The following is a 19,498-nucleotide window of genomic DNA, read 5'->3' on the forward strand; positions in this document are numbered from 1 at the left end:
GCATCCACGCGTGCGGCGCTTTTTGCCTATGCTGCTGTCTACCCTGAAGGAATCCATGTGACGAGGGACATCGCCATGTTCTACGTGCAACGCGACGCCGCTGGCCAGTTGCAGCGAGTGGAAGCTGCTGCGTTCGACGAATTTACCGAAACGCTTCCGGCCGACCATGCCGACATCCAGGAATGGTTTGCCGATGACGTCGTGGAAAATAGCCTCAATCAGCTCAAGCAAAGCGACCTGGACATGATCCGGGTGCTTGAAGACCTGATCGATGTCCTGACCGCCAAAGGCGTGTTCAAGATCACCGATCTGCCACCTGGCGCCCAGGCCAAACTGCTCAACCGTTCGACGGCGCGCAAGGCGCTGAGCAGCCTCAACAACCTGATAGAGGAAGAAGAAGAGGGTGGCCTGATCTGACACCCAGCCCATGCACCGGCCGGACTATGGTTATGCTTTAAAGGTATTTAAAATATCTTTCTTATGACCTTATAGTTCACCCACTGCGTACCCGTCGACCAATCGATGCGCCGCACGACTCGAACCCACACGGGAGTCCCCCGTGCGTTTCCGATCGTCGCGCGTCATGAAGTCGCGCACTGCGTGGGAGTGAAACATGCCAGCCGCCTTGAACGCCCTGTCGCTCATCGATAGCGCGCCGTCACAACTTTTTGAAGTCCACCCGTTCGCCGGCGCCGTCGGCGCTGAAGTCATCGGCCTCGACCTTTCCAGGCCGCTCAATGCCCAAGACTTCGCGCGTATTCATCGCGCTCACCTCGATCATCATGTTCTGGTTTTTCGCGATCAGCGCATCACGCCTGAGCAGCAAATCGCGTTCAGCCGCCGCTTTGGCGAACTGCAGATTCATGTGCTCAAGCAGTTCCTGCTCCAGGGGCACCCTGAAATCCTGATTGTTTCCAACATCATCGAGAACGGCCAGAACATCGGCCTGGGCGATGCGGGCAAGTTCTGGCACTCGGACCTCTCCTACAAGGCACTGCCCAGCTTGGGCTCGATGCTGCATGCCCAGGAACTCCCTGACGAGGGCGGGGACACGTTGTTCGCCGACATGCACAAGGCCTGGGACGCAGTACCCGCTGCGCTACGCACGCTGATAGCCGGGCGCAGTGCCGCTCATTCCTACACCGCCCGCTATGCCGAAACCCGATTCGAAGGCAATTGGCGCCCTGCACTGACAGCCGAGCAACTGGCTCAGGTGCAGGAAGTCATCCACCCCATCGTGCGTACCCACCCCGAAACCGGTCGCCAGGCATTGTTCGTCAGTGAAGGGTTCACCACCCGCATCGTCGGGTTGCCGGAGGACGAAAGCCGGGATGTCCTGCAGCAGCTGTATGCCTTGAGCGTGCTGGAGCACAACGTCTACCGCCATCAATGGCAGCCCCACGACCTGGTGTTCTGGGATAACCGCTCCTTGATCCACTTGGCTGCCGGTTGCCCTGCACACCTGCGGCGCAAGCTCTACCGCACCACCATCCAGGGCGATGCCCCGTTCTGACGACAAGGATTCCATCATGCGCAAATCCATCAGCCGCCTGGCGGCAAGCATCGGGCTGGGCGCAAGCCTCGTCATTGGCAGTCTCGCGGCCCCCGCCGCCGCCCAGGCAGAAGGCAAGATTCGTATCGCCGAACAGTTCGGCATCGTCTACCTGCTGCTCAATGTGGTGCGTGACCAGCACTTGATCGAAAAGCACGGCAAGGCGCAGGGCATCGACATCGACGTCGAGTGGGCACAGCTTTCCGGTGGCTCGGCCATCAACGACGCATTGCTGTCCGGCTCGGTGGATATCGCAGGTGCTGGCGTAGGCCCGCTGCTCACCGTCTGGGATCGAACCCACGGGCGACAGAACGTCAAGGCCGTGGCTTCGCTGGGCAACTTCCCGTATTACCTGGTCAGCAGCAATCCGGCTGTGAAGACCATTGCGGATCTTTCCGACAAGGACCGCATCGCCGTGCCGGCGGTGGGGGTGTCCGTGCAGTCGCGCTTGCTGCAATACGCCGCGGCGCAGCAATGGGGAGACAAGCAATACAACCGCCTGGACAAGTACACCCTGGCGGTTCCTCATCCTGATGCGACGGCCGCCTTGCTGGCAGGCGGTACCGAACTCAACGGGCACTTCTCAAACCCGCCGTTCCAGGACCAGGCGCTGGCCAACAAGAACGTGCACATCGTGCTCGACAGCTACGACTTGCTCGGGCCGAATTCGCCCACGCTGCTGTTTGCCACCGAAAAATTCCGCAAGGACAACCCCAAGACGTACAAAGCCTTCGTCGATGCCATCGCCGAAGCGGCCACGTTTGCCCAGAACGACAAGGCAGCCGCCGCCGATACCTACATCCGGGTGACCAACGCCAAGATCGACCGCGCAAGCCTCATCAAGCTGATCGACAACCCTCGGTACGAATTTACCGTCACGCCAAAGAACACCTACAAGCTCGCCGAATTCCTCTACAGGGTCGGCGCGATCAAGCACAAGCCAGCGTCGTGGAAGGATTATTTCTTCCAGGATGAACGCCCGCTGCAGGGGAGCTGAGCCATGACTGCGCCATTGCCAGGCCACACGGTCAGCACCTTGAGCCATCCCATAGCACCGCCGTTGTTGAACGTGCAGGGCCTTACCCTTGAATACCGGACCCGGGAACGGGTGGTACGCGCTACCCATCAGGTCAGTTTCGAGGTGGATCAGGCTGATCGCTTCGTCCTGCTGGGGCCATCCGGTTGTGGCAAGTCAACCTTGCTCAAAGCTGTGGCCGGCTTCATCGAACCTCGTGAAGGGCAGATCCTGCTTCAGGGGCAACCCGTCAGCGGCCCGGGGCCGGACCGCATCGTGGTGTTCCAGGAATTCGACCAGTTGCCGCCTTGGAAGACGGTCAAGCACAACGTCATGTTTCCACTGTTGGTATCGGGCCAATTGAAGCGGGCCGACGCTGAAGAACGGGCGCTTCACTACCTGGAGAAAGTCGGTCTTGCAGCCTTTGCCGATGCCTACCCGCATACGCTGTCAGGCGGCATGAAAGCGCGCGTGGCGATTGCCAGGGCCTTGGCCACGCAGCCGAAGATATTGCTGATGGACGAACCGTTCGCCGCCCTTGATGCACTTACCCGGCGCAAGATGCAGGAAGAGTTGCTGCTGCTGTGGGAGGAAGTACGCTTCACCTTGCTGTTCGTCACCCACTCCATCGAAGAGGCCTTGGTGGTGGGCAACCGCATCTTGCTGCTCTCGCCTCACCCCGGCCGGGTACGCGCCGAGGTGCACAGCCACCAATATGACCTGGGCAGCCTGGGGGGCAGCGATTTCCAGGCCAGTGCCCGGCGCATACACCGTTTGCTGTTCGATGAAGCGGCCGACCCCGCTCAAGTCGATGACATTGGTTTCAACGACATCCGCATTGCCTACTGATCAGGAGCTTGAGCCATGACCACAACCCCTGTGCGCCAGGAATACGAGGTGCAGCTGGAGCCTTTGCTCAGCGTGTCTGTGGAACGCGACCTGTCGTTGAGTCAGCGCCTCTGGCAGCACGGTTGGCTGCGCAAGGCCGTCATCCTGATAGTTATCGCATTGCTGTGGGAAGCCGTCGCCCGTTATCAAGACAACGACCTGCTGCTACCGACCTTCCTGCAGACCGCTGCCGCGCTGTGGGAAGGCCTGGTCAGTGGAGAGCTGCCGGCCAAGGTCGGCGTGTCGCTGGTGATCTTGCTCAAGGGCTACCTGCTAGGGATTATCCTGGCCTTTGGTCTCACCAGCCTGGCCGTCTCCACCCAGCTTGGGCGCGACCTGCTGAGCACCTTGACCTCGATGTTCAACCCCCTGCCTGCCATCGCCCTGTTGCCATTGGCCTTGCTGTGGTTCGGTCTAGGCGACAACAGCCTGATCTTCGTCCTGGTGCATTCGGTGCTCTGGGCCCTGGCGCTCAATACCTATGCAGGGTTCCAGGGTGTTTCCGACACCCTGCGCATGGCCGGGCGCAACTACGGCCTCAAAGGGCTACGGCTGGTGATGCACATCCTGGTGCCGGCGGCGTTGCCCTCGATTCTGTCCGGGCTCAAGATCGGCTGGGCGTTCGCCTGGCGCACGCTGATCGCCGCAGAACTGGTCTTTGGTGCCAGCAGCGGCAAAGGTGGCCTGGGTTGGTACATCTTTCAGAACCGCAACGAACTCTATACCGACAAGGTGTTCGCAGGCCTTGCGGTGGTCATCCTGATCGGGCTGCTGGTTGAGGGGCTAGTCTTCAACACCCTGGAGCGCCTGACGGTCAAGCGCTGGGGCATGCAGCGCTGAGCTTGCAAGCGCCGGCGTTGGCCGGTCGCCATTGGCCAAGGCCAATGCGAGCGTCCCTGGTCATGGCGTTAGATACTGGGCTGCGGCGTTGCTGAGAATCTTGCCGATCTCTTCGCGCAACTGCGCAGGCTGCTCGACCACCAGTTCGTCCCCACGGCTCAAAAGCCACCAGCGCAACGAGCTCCCGTCGCTCACCGTGGCCCGCAGCCGATGCCCCTGGTCATGGGCGGTCAACTGCATGTCGCTGCTCAGTGGAGCCTCTCTGAGCTGGCGCGCCAGTGGGTCACTGATGCGCGCCACCAATTCAATGCCTTCGCCCGGTGGCGCTTGCAGCGCTTCTCCTTTGAGATGCGCCAGCAGATCGGTGGTGCCGCGCAGCTCGCTCACAACGCTCGCGGCCCAGTGCCACCCGTAGGGAATGCTCTTGTCATTGCGCTCCAGCGGGAAGATCAACGACAGGTCATTGAGGTCGCGCTCCACGGTGCGCTTGCTGACGGTAAAACCCAGGTCTCGTAGCCGACAAGCCAGCTCGGAACTGGTGAGGCCTGGAGAACGGCCCGGTAGCTGGCGCAGCAGCGCCCACTGACGGCTGAGGGTGGCGCGAGTGGTGGCGAACGGCAAAAGGTAACGTCCTTGTCTAGGCTTGCCGCTCTAGGATGGCGGCACGCGAGGGGCATGGCAATTGGCCACGGACCGCTCAGATCAAGTAAGTGACGGTTGGTTGCCTGCCGCCGAATCGTTCGCGACAGGTTTTGACGTCCTGTTGCGCAGAATCACGCCTCATCACAGCCGAAGGTTGAGGTTGTGCGTCGTTCAATGAGGATGAACATGTCTGCTGTCGGCAATATCCATTCGCTGCTCGCCCGCCTGCTTCCGCCACAGGTGATCGTTCCGCCCGCTGTCGCCCGACGCCAGCGGCTGTTTGCAGGTGTCGGCATGCCCAGTCAACGGACGATGCTGGTCAGCCGCCTGGACGAAGCCAGTGACTTGCAAGCGGTCTACCAGGATCTGCGCCTGCAAGCCCTGCAGGGGAATGTGGCAGCGCTGAACGACCTGGGTTGGATCTGGCTCAATGGCAAGTACTGGCGTGCTGATACCGTGTTGGCCGGGCACCTTCTGCGCATGGCGGCATTGCAGGGCAGTGCCGTGGCCTGGTTCAACCTGGGGCAGCAGCACTACTTCGGCAAAGGTGTGGATCGTTCCTACACGCAGGCCGCCGAATGCTACCGCCAGGCGTTCGAGCGAGGCATGCCGCATGCGGCCGCTGCGCTGGGAGACTTGTACGAAGAAGAAGTGTGCGACGGCCGTATGCAATGGCAGATCGATCCGCAGCTTGCCTACCGATGGTTCCTGCAGGGTGCCGAACAGGGTGAGGCACGCTGTCGTTTCGAGGTTGGCTACCGGCTGATTCACGGCCTGAATGTGCAACCGGAGCTCAAGCCGGCATTGTACTGGCTCGAACTGGCGGCCGCTGCGGGTGTGGTGCAGGCGGCAGAAGAACTGGCCGTGCACTTCAGTCGACGCGATCAGGAGCGGTATCAGCAATGGCGCGATCGCGCCGTGCAGATGGGCAGTACCTTGGCCCTGACCATGAAGCTGGAAGATCAGGTTCAGCCTTGAAGTAGTAGCGTGGGTAGCGTTTGGTATGGCCGTGTGAACAAGATTTCATGCAGGCGCTTCGTCGCCCCCGGTTGACGGAAGGGGGAGCACCAGGCGTATATTGATAGTTAGCAAACTATGAATATATGTGATTCCCATGTCCCTTGATCTTCTGCGTCTTCAGGTCAGCAGTGGCCTGGTCGTTGCCGCTCGGCACTGGCGCCGCATCTGCCACATGGCACTGACCGGCTACGGCATTTCCGAAGCCTGTGCCGCGCCACTGCTGATGATCGTGCGCCTGGGCGATGGCGTGCACCAGGTGGCGGTCGCCCAGGCGGCCGGGCTGGAAAGCCCGTCCCTGGTGCGCTTGCTCGACCAGCTGTGCAGGGCCGGGTTGGTGTTGCGTAGCGAAGATCCGATGGACAGGCGCGCCAAGGCCCTGAGCCTTACGGCTGAAGGGCGCGTGCTGGCCGAGGCCATCGAGGCGGAGTTGGTGAGGGTGCGCGGTGATGTGCTGAGTCGGCTCGACCCAGAGGACCTGCAGGCCACGCTGCGTGTACTGCGCGCATTCGAAGCAGCCGGGCTGGGCAGCACGGGCGGGGTCGCATGAACGGCTTCTTCAGCTCGGTGCCACCGGCGCGCGATTGGTTCTACGGCGTGCGCACATTCGCCGCCTCCATGATCGCGCTGTATATCGCCCTGCTCATGCAGTTGCCGCGTCCTTACTGGGCCATGGCGACCGTCTACATCGTTTCCAGCCCCTTCCTGGGGCCTACCAGCTCCAAGGCGTTGTACCGCGCCCTGGGCACCTTGCTGGGCGCCGCTGGGGCAGTGCTGCTGGTACCGCCCCTGGTGCAGTCGCCGCTGCTGCTGAGCATCGCAGTGGCCCTGTGGACGGGGACGTTGCTGTTCCTCTCGCTGAATGTGCGCACGGCCAACAACTACGTGTTCATGCTGGCCGGGTATACCTTGCCGATGATCGCCCTGGCAGTGGTCGATAACCCATTGGCCGTGTTCGACGTGGCTTCCTCGCGGGCCCAGGAAATCTGCCTGGGGATCGTCTGCGCAGCCGTAGTTGGGGCCATTTTCTGGCCACGACGGCTCGCGCCTGTGGTGGTAGGGGCGACCGGCAACTGGTTCAACGATGCCATTCGCTACAGCGACAGCTATCTCGCCCGGCAGCAGAGCGCGGTCGATGTCGGTGGCATGCGCGGGGCGATGGTGGCGACCTTCAACTCACTGGAGTTGATGATCGGCCAGCTCGGCCATGAAGGTACCGGCCCCCATACCTTGAAAAACGCCCGCGAGCTGCGTGGGCGCATGATCCACCTGCTGCCGGTCATCGACGCGCTGGACGATGCATTGGCGGCCTTGCAAGGGCGCGCTGCGCAGCAATTTGAACACATCCTGCCTGTGCTTGATGCTGCACGTGAATGGCTCAAGGGCACCGCAGACAGCCCCTCTGTCCAGCGGTGGGCAGCTCTGCATCAAAGGATCGACGACCTGCGCCCGGATGCGGCTGCACTGGACCAACGGGCCGAGCTGTTGCTGTCCAACGCGCTCTATCGGCTTACCGAATGGGTAGACCTGTGGCAGGACTGCTGTACCTTGCAGCATGCCCTGCGTACCGACGACGCCACCCCCTGGCGCGCCGTTTACCGGCACTGGCGCCTGGCGCGCTTGCGGCCATTCTTCGATCGGGGCCTGATGCTCTACTCGGTCACCTCCACCGTCCTGGCCATCATCGTTGCCTGCGGCCTGTGGATCGGCCTGGGCTGGAATGATGGCGCCAGTGCGGTGATCCTGGCGGCCGTCTCCTGCAGCTTCTTCGCGGCAATGGACGACCCGGCCCCACAGATCTACCGTTTTTTCTTCTGGACCCTGCTGTCGGTCATTTTCTCGAGCCTGTATTTGTTCCTCGTGCTGCCCAACCTGCATGACTTCCCGATGCTGGTACTGGCCTTCGCCGTGCCTTTCATCTGCATCGGCACGTTGACGGTACAGCCACGCTTTTACTTAGGGACATTGCTGACCATCGTCAACACCTCGACCTTCATCAGCATCCAGGGTGCCTACGACGCCGATTTCTTCACCTTCCTCAATTCCAACCTCGCCGGCCCTGTTGGCCTGCTCTTCGCGTTCATCTGGACTCTGGTCATGCGCCCCTTCGGTGTGGAGCTGGCCGCCAAGCGCATGACCCGTTTCGCCTGGCGCGACATCGTCGAGGTGACCGAGCACGCAACCTTGGCCGAGCATCGCAAGGTGGGTGTAAAAATGCTCGATCGCCTGATGCAGCATTTACCTCGCCTGTCGCAAACCGGCCAGGACAGCAGCGTGGCGCTACGGGACTTGCGTGTTGGGCTGAACCTGCTCGACTTGCTGGCGTACATGCCGCGTGCTGGTCAGGTCGCCCGCGAGCGACTGGCCCTGGTGATCGCTGAAGTGGGTGCCCATTACGCGGCCTGCCTGCGCGCCGGTGAGCGGCTGCACGCGCCACCTGCACTCTTGCGCAACATGGAAAGGGCCCGGCTGGCGCTCAGTCTCGATGAGCCCTGCGAACGCCTCGACGCCCGCCCGCATTTGTTGCATGCGCTGGCTGGCCTGCGCCTGGCGCTGCTGCCAGGCGTCGAGGTCATGCTCGAGCCTGCGGAGCAACTGCAACTACCGTCTGGCCTGGATGGAGCACCCCTGTGATCGGTGAACTGGATATCAGTGGGGTATTCCTGCCCACGCTGCTGGTGATGATGATTGGAACCTACTTGCTGTTTCTGGGTGTCCACGCCGTACTGGTGCGTGCGCACTTCTATCGCCTGGTCTGGCACCGGGCATTGTTCAACGTTGCCCTCTACGCCGTGCTGCTCGGTGCGGTGGACCACTTCTGTCGAAGCCTGATGCTGCCATGAAAAAACCTTTGCTGACCCTGGGCCGTGTGGTCCTTACTCTGTTGGTCGTGACATTTGCCGCCGTACTCGTCTGGCAAATGGTTGTGTACTACCTGTTCGCACCCTGGACGCGCGATGGCCACATTCGCGCCGATGTGATCCAGATCGCCCCGGACGTATCCGGGTTGATCCAGAAGGTCGAGGTGCGCGACAACCAGACCGTCAAGCGTGGCGATGTGCTGTTCACCATCGACCAGGACCGTTTCACCCTGGCGCTGCGTCAGGCCAAGGCCACGCTCGGCGAGCGTCAGGAAACCTTGGCCCAGGCCTCGCGGGAGGTGAACCGTAATCGCAAGTTGGGCAACCTGGTCGCGGCCGAACAGCTCGAAGAAAGCCAGTCGCGCCAAGCGCGCGCCCGCTCGGCGGTCAGCGAGGCGCAGGTGGCTGTCGACAGTGCCCAGTTGAACCTGGATCGCTCGGTGGTGCGCAGCCCCGTGGACGGTTATCTCAACGATCGCGCGCCGCGCAACCATGAGTTCGTAACCGCCGGGCGACCGGTGCTGTCAGTGGTCGACAGTGCCTCTTATCACGTCGATGGCTATTTCGAGGAAACCAAGCTGGGGGGCATTCACATCGGGGACGTGGTGGATATTCGTGTGATGGGCGACAACACCCGCCTGCGTGGGCATGTGGAAAGCTTTGCAGCCGGCATCGAGGACCGCGACCGCAGCAGCGGCACCAACCTGCTGCCCAACGTCAACCCTGCCTTCAGCTGGGTGCGGCTGGCCCAGCGGATTCCGGTGCGGATCGCCTTTGACGAAGTCCCGCAGGATTTCCGCATGATTGCCGGGCGAACCGCCACCGTCTCGATCGTCGAGGACATGCACCCATGAAACGGCTGATGCTCGCAGGGCTATGCCTGTCGCTCGGCGCCTGCATGACGGTCGGGCCAGACTACGAGCTGCCCAAAGAAGCGGCAATCCAGCGCACTGACCTCAATGGCCCCCTGCGCCAAGATGCCGACAGCGTAGTGTCGGCACCGGTGCCGGAAGATTGGTGGCAGCTGTATCACGACCCGCGGTTGAACGCGCTGGTACGCCAGGCTCTGAGTGCCAATACCGAGTTGCGGGTGGCTGCGGCGAACATCGCCAAGGCCCGTGCGCAGGTCGACATCGCTGAATCTCAAGGGGGCTTCGACGGTGGGGTGAAGCTAGGTGCCCAGCGCCTGCAGGAATCTGGGGAGGCTTTCTTGCAGCCCGAGAAGGTGCCTGTGGCGAACATCGGCGAGGCGATCATAAGCGCGTCCTACCAGTTCGACCTGTGGGGCACCTTCAAACGCGGTACGGAGGCTGCCAGGGCCAGTGCCGATGCGGTACAGGCCGCAGCGGACACGGCGCGGATCACGCTGGTGGCGGATGTGGTCAAGGCCTACACCCAGGTGTGCTCGGCCAACGAGGAATACCACATTGCCCGTGAATCGCTCGATTTACAGGCGCAAAGCGTCAAGCTCAGCCAGCGCCTGCGCGATGCGGGGCGGGGTGATGAAACTCAGGTGACGCGGTCGCAAACCCAGTTCAAGTCGTTGGGCGCCGAGCTGCCGCGATTCAAGGCCGAACGTGAGACAGGCCTGTATACCCTGGCCGCATTGCTGGCGGTCCCCGTGCAGAAGCTGCCAGCAGGAACTGCCGATTGCTCTGAACTGCCGCAGCTGACCCAGTTAGTGCCGGTGGGCGATGGCGCCGCGTTGCTCAAACGTCGCCCCGACGTACGCCAGGCAGAGCGCCAATTGGCGGCTGCCACCGCCAATATCGGTGTAGCGACCGGCGCGCTTTATCCACAGATCAGCATCGGCGCGCAGGTCGGGACCATCGGCATCCTGGACAACCTGGGCGAGCCTGCGACCAACCGCTGGGGCTTCGGCCCGCAGATCAGCTGGAGCATCCCCACCAACGGCACGCGGGCCCGAATTCGCGCAGCTGAAGCATCTACCCAAGCAGCCTTGGCGAATTTCGATGGCGTAGTACTCAATGCCATACGCGAAACCCAGACACGGCTGGCTCAATACAGCGCATTGCTGGACCGGCGCGATGCACTGGCCGAGGCAGAGAAGTCTGCTCGGGAAGCGGCCGACCAGACGCACCGGTACTACCAGGCTGGGCGTGCGTCGTTCCTGGCGGACTTGCAGGCGACGCGGACCTATACCGACATGCGTGCGCAGTTGGCGGCTGCGAACAGCCAGGTTGCAATGGGACAGGTTGGCGTGTTTCTGGCGCTTGGAGGCGGTTGGAAGCGTCCCATCGAGCACTGAGGGGAAAATAAAGTCTGTGTGAAAAGTATCGAGACAAGAGTCAGGCAAAGCGCGCGCAGCCGAGAAAACAGAGTTTACGGCTTGTGAATGAGCGTTCCGCGGCCAATGTACAGCAGGGGCTGCAGCGCAGCCCCAGCAATGACAAGGTCAGGCCGGCTGAGGCGCTCTCAGAATGTTCTGCAGTAACTGAACACTTTCGACCGCATCGTGACCCAGGCTGGTCAGGTAGCCACCGTCGGGTTGATCGGTCAGGCCTTTTTCGTGCAGCCGCTGCGCGGCGGCGATGAGCGTCGGGGATGCGGTGTTGTGAATCTTGATGCCTTCCTGGCTGCTGTCGAGATTGAACAGTGCAAGCACTTCCAGTTCAGCGATCAGTTCGGGTGAAAAGGACATGGCGACTCCTGACTTCCAGACGAGGATAGCGGCACCGCGGGGGTGCCTGAATCTGGAGTGTAGCCGGGTTATTCGCCGTCGCCTTGATCCATCTCAGGAGGCAGTTCGGGTAGCGCGCGCAAGGCGTTTTCATACCACTGGCTATCGAAGGCTCGGTCCTGCGCCAGCATGTTGTCGATCTCGAAGGCCAGCACGTGGGCCATCAGGTTGAGGATATCCTCGCGCTCATACCCGACCAGTGTCAGCTTGTTGAACGTAGCCTTCGCCGCAGCCGGCTCGCCGCTTTCAATCTGGTTTTCGATGGCCTGGGTCAGCGTGGCTTCGGCGAACGCTTCATCGTCATTGTCGATATCGGTGGGCTCGCTCATGGGTTTACTCCTGTCGTGGGCGCTACAGTTTGCCACGTCCGTGGTGGCAATGCCTGGTCATCGACCAGGTGCATGACGCTGGTCAGCCGATGGCCAAAGGGCTATAACAGCCCTGCCATTCCCATACGGCCCGGAGGCTGTCGAACCATGCTCAAGCTCCACGGATTCCCTGTCAGCAACTACTACAACATGGTCAAATTGGCCTTGTTGGAAAAGGGCGCGCCTTTCGAAGAAGTCCTGTTCTTCAGCGGTCAGACGCCTCAGGTGCTGGAAGTCAGCCCACGGGGCAAGGTGCCGGTACTGCAGACCGAGCACGGCTTTCTCAGCGAAACCACGGTGATCCTCGACTACATCGAGCAGACCCAGGGCGGCAAGGCGCTGCTTCCCGCTGATCCGTACGCAAAGGCGAAGGTGCATGAGTTGGTCAAGGAGATCGAGCTGTACATCGAGCTCCCTGCGCGTACATGCTACGCCGAAGCATTCTTTGGCATGCCCGTGGAACCATTGGTCAAGGAAAAGGCGCGCACTGAGCTTCTGGCAGGTTTCGCCACGCTCAAGCGCAACGGGCGTTTTGCACCTTACGTGGCAGGCGAGCAATTGACCCTGGCCGACCTGATGTTCTGCTTCTCGGTCGACCTGGCATGCGCCGTAGGCAAGAAAGTGCTCAACATCGACTTCCTTGAAGATTTCCCTCAGGCCAAGGCATTGCTAGAACTGATGGGGCAGAACCCCCACATGGCGAAAATCGTCGCAGACAAGGAAGCGGCAATGCCGTCATTCCTGGAAATGATGCGCAACAGGCGCTGAGGCGGCGGGCTAGTCCGACCGGATTGGGGCTTGTGTTACAGCCCCGTCAACCTGAGTATTTTTGGCAAAGCGACGGGGCAGGGTGGCCCTCGCCCCGTCACTCAGCGCCGTTAGCGTGCGGCCAGCAACGCCTTGCCGCGCGCCACCGCTGCACGTACCTGCGCCGGTGCCGTACCACCGATGTGATCACGGGCATTTACCGAGCCTTCCAGCGTAAGGACGGTGAATACGTCCTGTTCGATCTGGTCACTGAATTGACGCAGCTCTTCCAGGCTCATCTCTGCCAGGTCCTTGCCGCTATCGACCCCGTACTTCACCGCGTGGCCCACGATTTCGTGGCAGTCACGGAACGGCAGGCCACGGCGCACCAGGTAGTCGGCCAGGTCCGTTGCGGTCGAGAACCCGCGCAAGGCGGCCTCGCGCATGATGGCATGCTTGGGTTTGATGGCCGGGATCATGTCGGCGAAGGCACGCAGCGAATCGCGCAGCGTGTCTGCGGCATCGAACAGCGGTTCCTTGTCTTCCTGGTTGTCCTTGTTGTAGGCCAGCGGCTGGCCTTTCATCAGGGTCAGCAAACCGGTCAGTGCACCGAAGACGCGCCCGCTCTTGCCACGCACCAGCTCGGGCACGTCCGGGTTCTTTTTCTGCGGCATGATCGAGCTGCCGGTGCAGAATCGGTCGGGCAGGTCGATGAACTGGAACTGGGCACTGGTCCACAGCACCAGTTCTTCGGAGAAGCGCGAGAGGTGCATCATCGCCACACTGGCGGCGGCGCAGAATTCAATGGCGAAGTCACGGTCCGACACGCCGTCCAGGGAGTTGCCTGCCACGGCTTCGAAGCCCAGCAGTTTGCAGGTCAGCTCACGGTCGATCGGGTAGGTCGTGCCGGCCAGCGCAGCACTGCCCAATGGCATCCGGTTGGTACGCTTGCGGCAGTCGACCAGGCGTTCATGGTCGCGGCTGAGCATTTCGAACCAGGCCAGCAGGTGGTGGCCGAAGGTGACCGGCTGCGCGGTCTGCAGGTGCGTGAAGCCAGGCATGATGGTTTCGGCTTCGCGTTCGGCCTGTTCCAGCAGCCCTTCTTGCAGGCGGGTGATTTCGGCCAGAATCAGGTCGATTTCGTCACGCAGCCACAGGCGAATGTCGGTCGCGACCTGGTCGTTGCGGCTACGGCCGGTGTGCAGTTTCTTGCCGGTGATACCAATGCGGTCGGTCAGGCGCGCTTCGATGTTCATGTGCACGTCTTCCAGGTCGACACGCCAGTCGAAGGTGCCAGCCTCGATTTCGCCCTGGATGGTCTTGAGCCCATCGATGATGGTGTCGCGCTCGGCATCGCTGAGCACACCGACTTGCGCCAGCATGGTGGCATGAGCGATGGAGCCCATGATGTCGTGGCGGTACAGGCGCTTGTCGAAATCGACCGAGGCCGTGAAACGGGCAACGAAGGCGTCTACGGGTTCACTGAAGCGGCCGCCCCAGGACTGATTGGTCTTGTCAGTGCTCATGGTTTCACTCATTGCAGGCGTGAACGAAAAATTGCCGCGATGATAACAGGGTTAGGGCTAGTGCCGCAGGGCGCCTGCAGGGTGGACGCGAGGAAAAGGCATAGCGCGGTGTAGGCAACGGAGATTTCACGGATTGAACGGCAGTGTTCCATGGACCGTCTACAGTTTGACAGAGGCGGGCAGCTAATCTGCCAGCCACAGTGAATCTTTGGCTATCGCACCGGTCTAGAGCGTGACACGCAGCGTCGCTTCAAACACAGCTGTCTACGCTTTTAACCGTGCGAGACTCACTCAGGAATCCAGCGCAATTATGAATGTCCTGATCGTTGATGACGAACCCCAAGGCCGCGAGCGCCTAAGCCGAATGTTCGGTGAACTCGAGGGTTATACCGTGCTGGAGCCAAGTGCCACCAATGGTGAAGAGGCCCTTGCGCTGATCGAAAGCCTGAAACCCGACATCGTCCTGTTGGATATCGGAATGCCTGGCCTCGATGGTCTGCAGGTCGCCGCCCGACTGTGCGAGCGTGAGGCGCCGCCTGCGCTCGTGTTCTGTACCGGTGATGACGAGTATGGGGAAGATGCCTTCAAGGAAACCCCCCTCAGCTACGTGACCAAGCCTGTTCACGGGCAGGCGCTTCGCGAGGCACTGCGCAGGGCCGACCGGCCCAACCGCAGCCAGCTGGCCGCGCTCACGCGTCCAGGCCACGAGGGCAGTGGCCCCCGCAGCCATATCAGCGCCAGAACCCGCAAGGGCATCGAGCTGATCCCTATCGCTCAGATCATCTATTTCATTGCCGATCACAAGTACGTGACCCTGCGCCATGAAACGGGCGAAGTGTTGCTCGACGAGCCGCTCAAGGCGCTCGAGGATGAATTTGGCGACCGTTTTGTGCGTATCCACCGCAATGCGCTGGTTGCGCGGGAACGGATCGAACGCCTGCAACGTACACCTCTGGGGCATTTCCAACTGTACCTTCGAGGGCTAGATGGTGATGCCCTGACCGTGAGCCGGCGTCATGTAGCAGGCGTGCGCAAGATGATGCAGACCCTCTGAGCGCTTGAGGCAGTAACGCGCCATCGCTAATGAGAGTTGCGCGCAGGCCTCCAGCCGGGCTGTCATTGGCAGCTTCGACCCATGCTGTTGATCCGTATCTGCTAGTGCCGCCGATGATGCTGCTATCATCGGCGGCATTTCTCTGGTTCGGGGCGTTACATGTCCACTCGCGAAATCCGTATTGCCACTCGTAAAAGTGCCCTGGCCCTGTGGCAGGCCGAATACGTCAAGGCGCGCCTGGAACAGGCCCACCCTGGCCTGAAAGTCTCCCTGGTGCCCATGGTCAGTCGGGGTGACAAGCTGCTTGATGCACCCTTGGCCAAGATCGGCGGCAAAGGGCTGTTCGTCAAGGAACTGGAAACCGCTCTGCTCGAGCACGAAGCCGACATTGCCGTGCATTCGATGAAAGACGTCCCCATGGACTTTCCCGAGGGCCTTGGCCTGTATTGCATCTGCGAGCGTGAAGATCCGCGCGATGCCTTCGTTTCCAACCGGTTCGACAGCCTCCAGTCGTTGCCCGCCGGCAGCATCGTCGGAACCTCGAGCCTGCGTCGACAGACCCAACTGCTGGCCCGTCGTCCCGACCTGCAAATTCGCTTTCTGCGCGGCAACGTCAATACACGCCTGGCCAAGCTCGACGCGGGTGACTACGACGCCATCATCCTGGCGGCAGCCGGGCTCATCCGCCTGGGCTTCGAAGCGCGAATCACCGACAGCATCAGCGTCGACGATAGCCTTCCTGCCGGGGGGCAAGGCGCCGTCGGCATCGAATGCCGCAGTGCCGATGCAGAGATCCACGCACTCCTCGCGCCTTTGCATCATCTCGATACCGCCGATCGTGTGGTAGCCGAACGCGCCTTGAACAAGCGCCTCAACGGCGGTTGCCAGGTGCCGATCGCCTGTTATGCCGTGCTCGAACAAGACCAGCTGTGGCTGCGAGGCCTGGTAGGGCATCCAGATGGCGGTACCCTGTTGGTCGCCCAGGCCAGGGCACCTCGTCTGCAAGCCGAAGCACTCGGTATGCAAGTGGCCGAAGACCTGCTCAACCAGGGCGCCGAGGCCATTCTCAAGGAAGTCTACGGCGAGGCAGGGCATTCGTGAGCCCTTGGCGCCTGCTATTGACCCGGCCCGCCGAGGAGTGTGCAGCGCTTGCCCACACACTGGGCGAAGCCGGCATAGCCAGCAGCTGCATGCCTTTGCTTGCAATCGAACCTGTCATGCTGCAGCGGCCGCAGTTGGAATTGCTCAAGGAACTGTCCACTTACCAGGGGTTCATCGTGGTCAGTAAACCGGCCGCCCGGCTGCTGCTGGCGGCAGCGGAGCAGCGGCAGCTATCCCTGCCGCCCCAGGGTTGGTTCACGGTAGGCGCGGCTACTGCTGCGGTGCTGCAGGATGCACAGCTGGATGTCAGCTTCCCCGCATGCGGGGACGACAGTGAAGCCCTGCTCGAATTGCCTGCGCTGCAACAGGTACTGGCGAACCCAGCGCCGCGCATCTTGATCGTGCGGGGTGTCGGAGGTCGCGAACTGCTGGCAGAGCGTCTTGCTCAGCTAGGTGCTACCGTCGATTATCTGGAACTGTATCGCCGCAACCTGCCGCCGTACCCTGCAGGCTACCTGTTGCATCGCATCGAAGCGGAACGCCTTAATGGCCTGGTGGTCAGCAGTGGACAGGGTTTCGAACACTTGCAGCAACTGGCTGGTAGCCAATGGCCGCAGCTGGCACGCTTGCCGGTGTTCGTACCAAGCCCGCGGGTCGCTGAACAGGCCCGGGCCGCAGGTGCCCAACACGTTGTGGATTGCCGTGGCGCCAGCGCCACGGCCTTGCTGGCAGCCGTGCAGCGCAGCGCTGCACCTGCCGACCCAGGCGCCAAGCTCTAAGGCGGCGCGCCCCCATGCAAAGGATGGATACGTGAGCGAGACTGTCTTGTCCAACAAGGATCAAACATCGGCACAGGCGCCGACGGAGCCTGTCACCCCAGTGCCCGCCAAGCGCTCCGGCAATGGCTTGGCCGCGCTGGCCCTGTTGTTGGGCGCTGCCGGCATCGCTATCGGTGGTTGGGGCGCTTGGCAAGTGCACCAACTGCAAGGCAGCGAGTTCGATCAGGGCCAGCACCTGGAGGCGCTGAACCAGCGTGCCGAGGCACTTCAGCAGCGCGAACAGAAAATCAGCGCGCAGTTGGCAGGTCTGCCGGCAGCCAGTGAGCTTGAAGACCGCCGTCGCCTGGTGGCGCAGCTCCAAGGCGATCAACAGCGTCTGAGTCAGCGGCTTGAGACCGTACTCGGTGAAAGCCGCAAGGAATGGCGCCTGGCCGAAGCCGAACACCTGTTGCGTCTGGCGACCCTGAGGCTGTCGGCCTTGCAGGACATCACCAGCGCCAAGGCACTGGTCGAAGGTGCGGACGAGATTTTGCGCGAGCAAAGCGACCCTGGCGCCTTCGCCGCGCGCGAGCAACTGGCCCGCAGCCTCGCCACCCTCAACAATACCCAGCAACCTGACCGCACCGGCCTGTTCCTGAAATTGGCGGCCCAGCGTGAGCTCGTCCAGCAACTGAGCGCCCAGTCGCCCGAATTCGACAATGACGCCAATGCCATGGGTGCGCTGACCAGTGACGGCGATAGCGCCAGTCGCCTGGCCAAATGGTGGTCGGAAATATCCAAGTATTTCCAGATTGAATTCAATGCCGACGAGAATGTGAAACCGTTGCTCGCCGGTCAGCAGCTCAACCAGCTGCGCCTGGCGCTGAGCCTTACGCTGGAGCAGGCGCAATGGGCAGCGCTCAACGGGGATGCGAAGGTTTATGCCCAGGCATTGGATGATGCACGCAGCGTGCTGCTGGCCAACTTCAACGCCGACAACCCGCAGAGCAAAGCCATGCTCGACAGCCTCAACGCACTGGCCGAGCAACCCGTTTCGGTCGTGACCCCTGATCTCAGCGAAAGTCTTGCCTCCGTTCAGGCCTATATCCAGCGCCGACATCTGCCTGCCGAGGATAAGGGAGACAAGCCATGAAGCGTGTCTACCTGTTGGCGGTATTGGCCATTGTTGTAGCGGCGGCCCTCGGCGTGGCCGTTGCCAAGCACAGCGGCTACGTGATGATTTCCTATGGCAGCTTCCGTTACCAGTCCGGGCTTTGGGCCGCGCTGTTGGGGCTGCTGGCCGTCATCCTGGCGCTGCTGGTGTTGCGTTTTCTGGTCGGCCTGGTCCTGGCCTCTGGCGGGGCGGTCAACCCCTGGTCCCGGCGCAACCGCAGCCGGCGTAACCGCGTTGCCATCGAACAGGGCCAGCTGGACTTGGCAGAAGGGCGCTGGGCCAGCGCCCAGCGTCATCTGCACAGGGCCGCAGAGGCTGAACGCCAACCGCTGATGTATTACCTTGGCGCCGCCAAGGCCGCCAACGAGCAGGGCCGTGTCGAGGAAAGCGACGGTCTGCTGGAGCGTGCGCTGGAGCGGCAACCTCAGGCGGAGCTTGCCGTAGCCCTGACCCATGCCCAACTGCAAATGGACCGTGGCGACAACGACGGGGCGCTTCAGACGTTGCTGGCCATGCAGGAGCGTCATCCGCACAACACTCAGGTACTGCGTTTGTTGCAACGCTTGCAGCTCGAGCGCGGCGACTGGCCTGCGCTCATTCGCCTGATGCCGGACCTGCGCAAGAACAAGGTGCTGCCCGCTACCGAGCTTGCCACGCTCGAACGTCGTGCCTGGGGGCAAAACCTGAGCCTGGCACAGACCCGGGGCGAAGATGCGCAAACGGCTCGCCAAGCCTTGGAGCGTGCCTGGCAGCAATTGACCTCCGCCCAGCGTCAGGAGCCGCAACTGGTCCTGGCCTATGCCGAACAACTGCGCCAGCTCGGTGCCCAGGGCGAGGCCGAGCAGGTGTTGCGTACGGCGCTCAAGCGCAGCTACGAAAGCCATCTTGCCCGGCTGTACGGTCTGGTGCGCGGTGAGGATCCCGCGCGCCAGCTGCAGACCGCCGAAGCTTGGCTCAAGGACCATCCCCAGGATGCCAGTCTGCTGCTGACGCTGGGTCGACTCAGCTTGCAGAATCGGTTGTGGGGCAAGGCCCGTGACTACCTGGAAAGCAGCTTGCGCATGGAGCGCAACCCCGAAGCCTGCGCTGAGCTGGCGCGTCTACTCGCTGGCCTTGGCGAAACCGAACGCAGCAATCAGCTTTTCCAGGAAGGACTTGGTTTGCTTGATGAGCGTTTGCTCGCGCTGCCTTTGCCGGAGACGGTTCGCGCTTGACCTGACCCTGGCCCGCGGGAAGCCGCGGGCTTCATGGGCA

Annotated in this window: 21 protein-coding genes; 17 read left to right on the forward strand and 4 right to left on the reverse strand. The window is 62.1% G+C overall.

Features of this window, described 5'->3' with window-relative positions:
* Nucleotides 1-75: 75 nt before the first annotated feature.
* From FS767_RS12960 to FS767_RS12980, 5 genes are all read left to right on the forward strand, one after another.
* Nucleotides 76-417, forward strand: coding sequence for a tryptophan synthase subunit beta (locus FS767_RS12960; protein ID WP_144966174.1), 342 nt, complete (start codon nucleotides 76-78; stop codon nucleotides 415-417).
* 196 nt (nucleotides 418-613) lie between these two features.
* On the forward strand, nucleotides 614-1,513 hold the full coding sequence (locus FS767_RS12965) for a TauD/TfdA family dioxygenase (protein WP_144966040.1): 900 nt from the start codon (nucleotides 614-616) through the stop codon (nucleotides 1,511-1,513).
* A 16-nt stretch (nucleotides 1,514-1,529) separates the two neighbouring features.
* Complete coding sequence (locus FS767_RS12970) at nucleotides 1,530-2,549, forward strand: ABC transporter substrate-binding protein (protein ID WP_144966042.1); 1,020 nt, start codon at nucleotides 1,530-1,532, stop codon at nucleotides 2,547-2,549.
* 3 nt (nucleotides 2,550-2,552) lie between these two features.
* Nucleotides 2,553-3,416 carry an ABC transporter ATP-binding protein gene (locus FS767_RS12975; protein ID WP_144966044.1) on the forward strand — a complete coding sequence of 288 codons (864 nt, stop codon included), beginning with the start codon at nucleotides 2,553-2,555 and terminating at the stop codon, nucleotides 3,414-3,416.
* Between the two features lie 15 nt (nucleotides 3,417-3,431).
* Complete coding sequence (locus FS767_RS12980; protein WP_144966046.1) at nucleotides 3,432-4,295, forward strand: ABC transporter permease; 864 nt, start codon at nucleotides 3,432-3,434, stop codon at nucleotides 4,293-4,295.
* Between the two features lie 60 nt (nucleotides 4,296-4,355).
* Here FS767_RS12980 and FS767_RS12985 read toward each other — a convergent pair whose 3' ends face one another.
* Nucleotides 4,356-4,916 carry a WYL domain-containing protein gene (locus FS767_RS12985; protein ID WP_144966048.1) on the reverse strand — a complete coding sequence of 187 codons (561 nt, stop codon included), beginning with the start codon at nucleotides 4,914-4,916 and terminating at the stop codon, nucleotides 4,356-4,358.
* 207 nt (nucleotides 4,917-5,123) lie between these two features.
* On the opposite strand from FS767_RS12985, the gene FS767_RS12990 reads away from it, so the two are divergent.
* The 6 genes from FS767_RS12990 (at nucleotide 5,124) to FS767_RS13015 (ending at nucleotide 11,084) form a co-directional block, all read left to right on the forward strand.
* Complete coding sequence (locus FS767_RS12990; RefSeq protein ID WP_144966050.1) at nucleotides 5,124-5,915, forward strand: tetratricopeptide repeat protein; 792 nt, start codon at nucleotides 5,124-5,126, stop codon at nucleotides 5,913-5,915.
* A gap of 136 nt (nucleotides 5,916-6,051) precedes the next feature.
* Nucleotides 6,052-6,504, forward strand: a complete 453-nt coding sequence (locus tag FS767_RS12995; RefSeq protein ID WP_058604673.1) for a MarR family winged helix-turn-helix transcriptional regulator — start codon at nucleotides 6,052-6,054, stop codon at nucleotides 6,502-6,504.
* Nucleotides 6,501-8,588, forward strand: a complete 2,088-nt coding sequence (locus FS767_RS13000) for an FUSC family protein (protein WP_144966052.1) — start codon at nucleotides 6,501-6,503, stop codon at nucleotides 8,586-8,588. Before FS767_RS12995 ends, FS767_RS13000 begins: the two co-directional genes overlap by 4 nt.
* The gene (locus FS767_RS13005) at nucleotides 8,585-8,797 is read left to right on the forward strand and encodes a DUF1656 domain-containing protein (RefSeq protein ID WP_144966054.1); all 213 of its coding nucleotides are present in this window, start codon (nucleotides 8,585-8,587) and stop codon (nucleotides 8,795-8,797) included. The genes FS767_RS13000 and FS767_RS13005 overlap by 4 nt, the downstream gene beginning before the upstream one ends.
* Nucleotides 8,794-9,669, forward strand: coding sequence for an HlyD family secretion protein (locus tag FS767_RS13010; RefSeq protein ID WP_058604675.1), 876 nt, complete (start codon nucleotides 8,794-8,796; stop codon nucleotides 9,667-9,669). Before FS767_RS13005 ends, FS767_RS13010 begins: the two co-directional genes overlap by 4 nt.
* A complete protein-coding gene (locus FS767_RS13015; RefSeq protein ID WP_144966055.1) occupies nucleotides 9,666-11,084 on the forward strand; it encodes an efflux transporter outer membrane subunit in 1,419 nt (472 codons plus the stop codon). Before FS767_RS13010 ends, FS767_RS13015 begins: the two co-directional genes overlap by 4 nt.
* Before the next feature lie 147 nt (nucleotides 11,085-11,231).
* Here the strand turns inward: FS767_RS13015 and FS767_RS13020 are convergent, their stop codons facing one another.
* Nucleotides 11,232-11,477, reverse strand: a complete 246-nt coding sequence (locus FS767_RS13020; protein ID WP_023535777.1) for a TIGR02647 family protein — start codon at nucleotides 11,475-11,477, stop codon at nucleotides 11,232-11,234.
* 68 nt (nucleotides 11,478-11,545) lie between these two features.
* Nucleotides 11,546-11,845 (reverse strand): hypothetical protein, encoded by a 300-nt coding sequence (locus FS767_RS13025; protein ID WP_144966057.1) that lies wholly within the window; start codon nucleotides 11,843-11,845, stop codon nucleotides 11,546-11,548.
* Nucleotides 11,846-11,992: 147 nt separating this feature from the next.
* Here FS767_RS13025 and FS767_RS13030 point away from each other — a divergent pair, with 147 nt between their 5' ends.
* A complete protein-coding gene (locus FS767_RS13030) occupies nucleotides 11,993-12,652 on the forward strand; it encodes a glutathione S-transferase (RefSeq protein ID WP_144966059.1) in 660 nt (219 codons plus the stop codon).
* Between the two features lie 110 nt (nucleotides 12,653-12,762).
* On the opposite strand, the gene argH is transcribed toward FS767_RS13030, so the two are convergent.
* Nucleotides 12,763-14,157 carry an argininosuccinate lyase gene (gene argH / locus FS767_RS13035; protein WP_144966061.1) on the reverse strand — a complete coding sequence of 465 codons (1,395 nt, stop codon included), beginning with the start codon at nucleotides 14,155-14,157 and terminating at the stop codon, nucleotides 12,763-12,765.
* A gap of 310 nt (nucleotides 14,158-14,467) precedes the next feature.
* Between argH and FS767_RS13040 the strand changes: the two genes are divergently transcribed.
* The 5 genes from FS767_RS13040 to FS767_RS13060 all read left to right on the forward strand — a co-directional run bounded on the left by FS767_RS13040 (nucleotide 14,468) and on the right by FS767_RS13060 (nucleotide 19,458).
* A complete protein-coding gene (locus FS767_RS13040; RefSeq protein ID WP_058604680.1) occupies nucleotides 14,468-15,211 on the forward strand; it encodes a LytTR family DNA-binding domain-containing protein in 744 nt (247 codons plus the stop codon).
* 159 nt (nucleotides 15,212-15,370) lie between these two features.
* Nucleotides 15,371-16,312 carry a hydroxymethylbilane synthase gene (gene hemC / locus FS767_RS13045; protein WP_023535732.1) on the forward strand — a complete coding sequence of 314 codons (942 nt, stop codon included), beginning with the start codon at nucleotides 15,371-15,373 and terminating at the stop codon, nucleotides 16,310-16,312.
* Nucleotides 16,309-17,091: a uroporphyrinogen-III synthase gene (locus FS767_RS13050; protein WP_144966063.1), complete on the forward strand. Its 783-nt coding sequence runs from the start codon at nucleotides 16,309-16,311 to the stop codon at nucleotides 17,089-17,091. Before hemC ends, FS767_RS13050 begins: the two co-directional genes overlap by 4 nt.
* 31 nt (nucleotides 17,092-17,122) lie before the next feature.
* Complete coding sequence (locus FS767_RS13055; protein WP_144966065.1) at nucleotides 17,123-18,223, forward strand: uroporphyrinogen-III C-methyltransferase; 1,101 nt, start codon at nucleotides 17,123-17,125, stop codon at nucleotides 18,221-18,223.
* Complete coding sequence (locus tag FS767_RS13060; protein WP_058604684.1) at nucleotides 18,220-19,458, forward strand: heme biosynthesis HemY N-terminal domain-containing protein; 1,239 nt, start codon at nucleotides 18,220-18,222, stop codon at nucleotides 19,456-19,458. Before FS767_RS13055 ends, FS767_RS13060 begins: the two co-directional genes overlap by 4 nt.
* Nucleotides 19,459-19,498: the final 40 nt, after the last annotated feature.

This window comes from Pseudomonas sp. DE0010 (assembly GCF_007680745.1).
Taxonomy (GTDB): domain Bacteria; phylum Pseudomonadota; class Gammaproteobacteria; order Pseudomonadales; family Pseudomonadaceae; genus Aquipseudomonas; species Aquipseudomonas parafulva_B.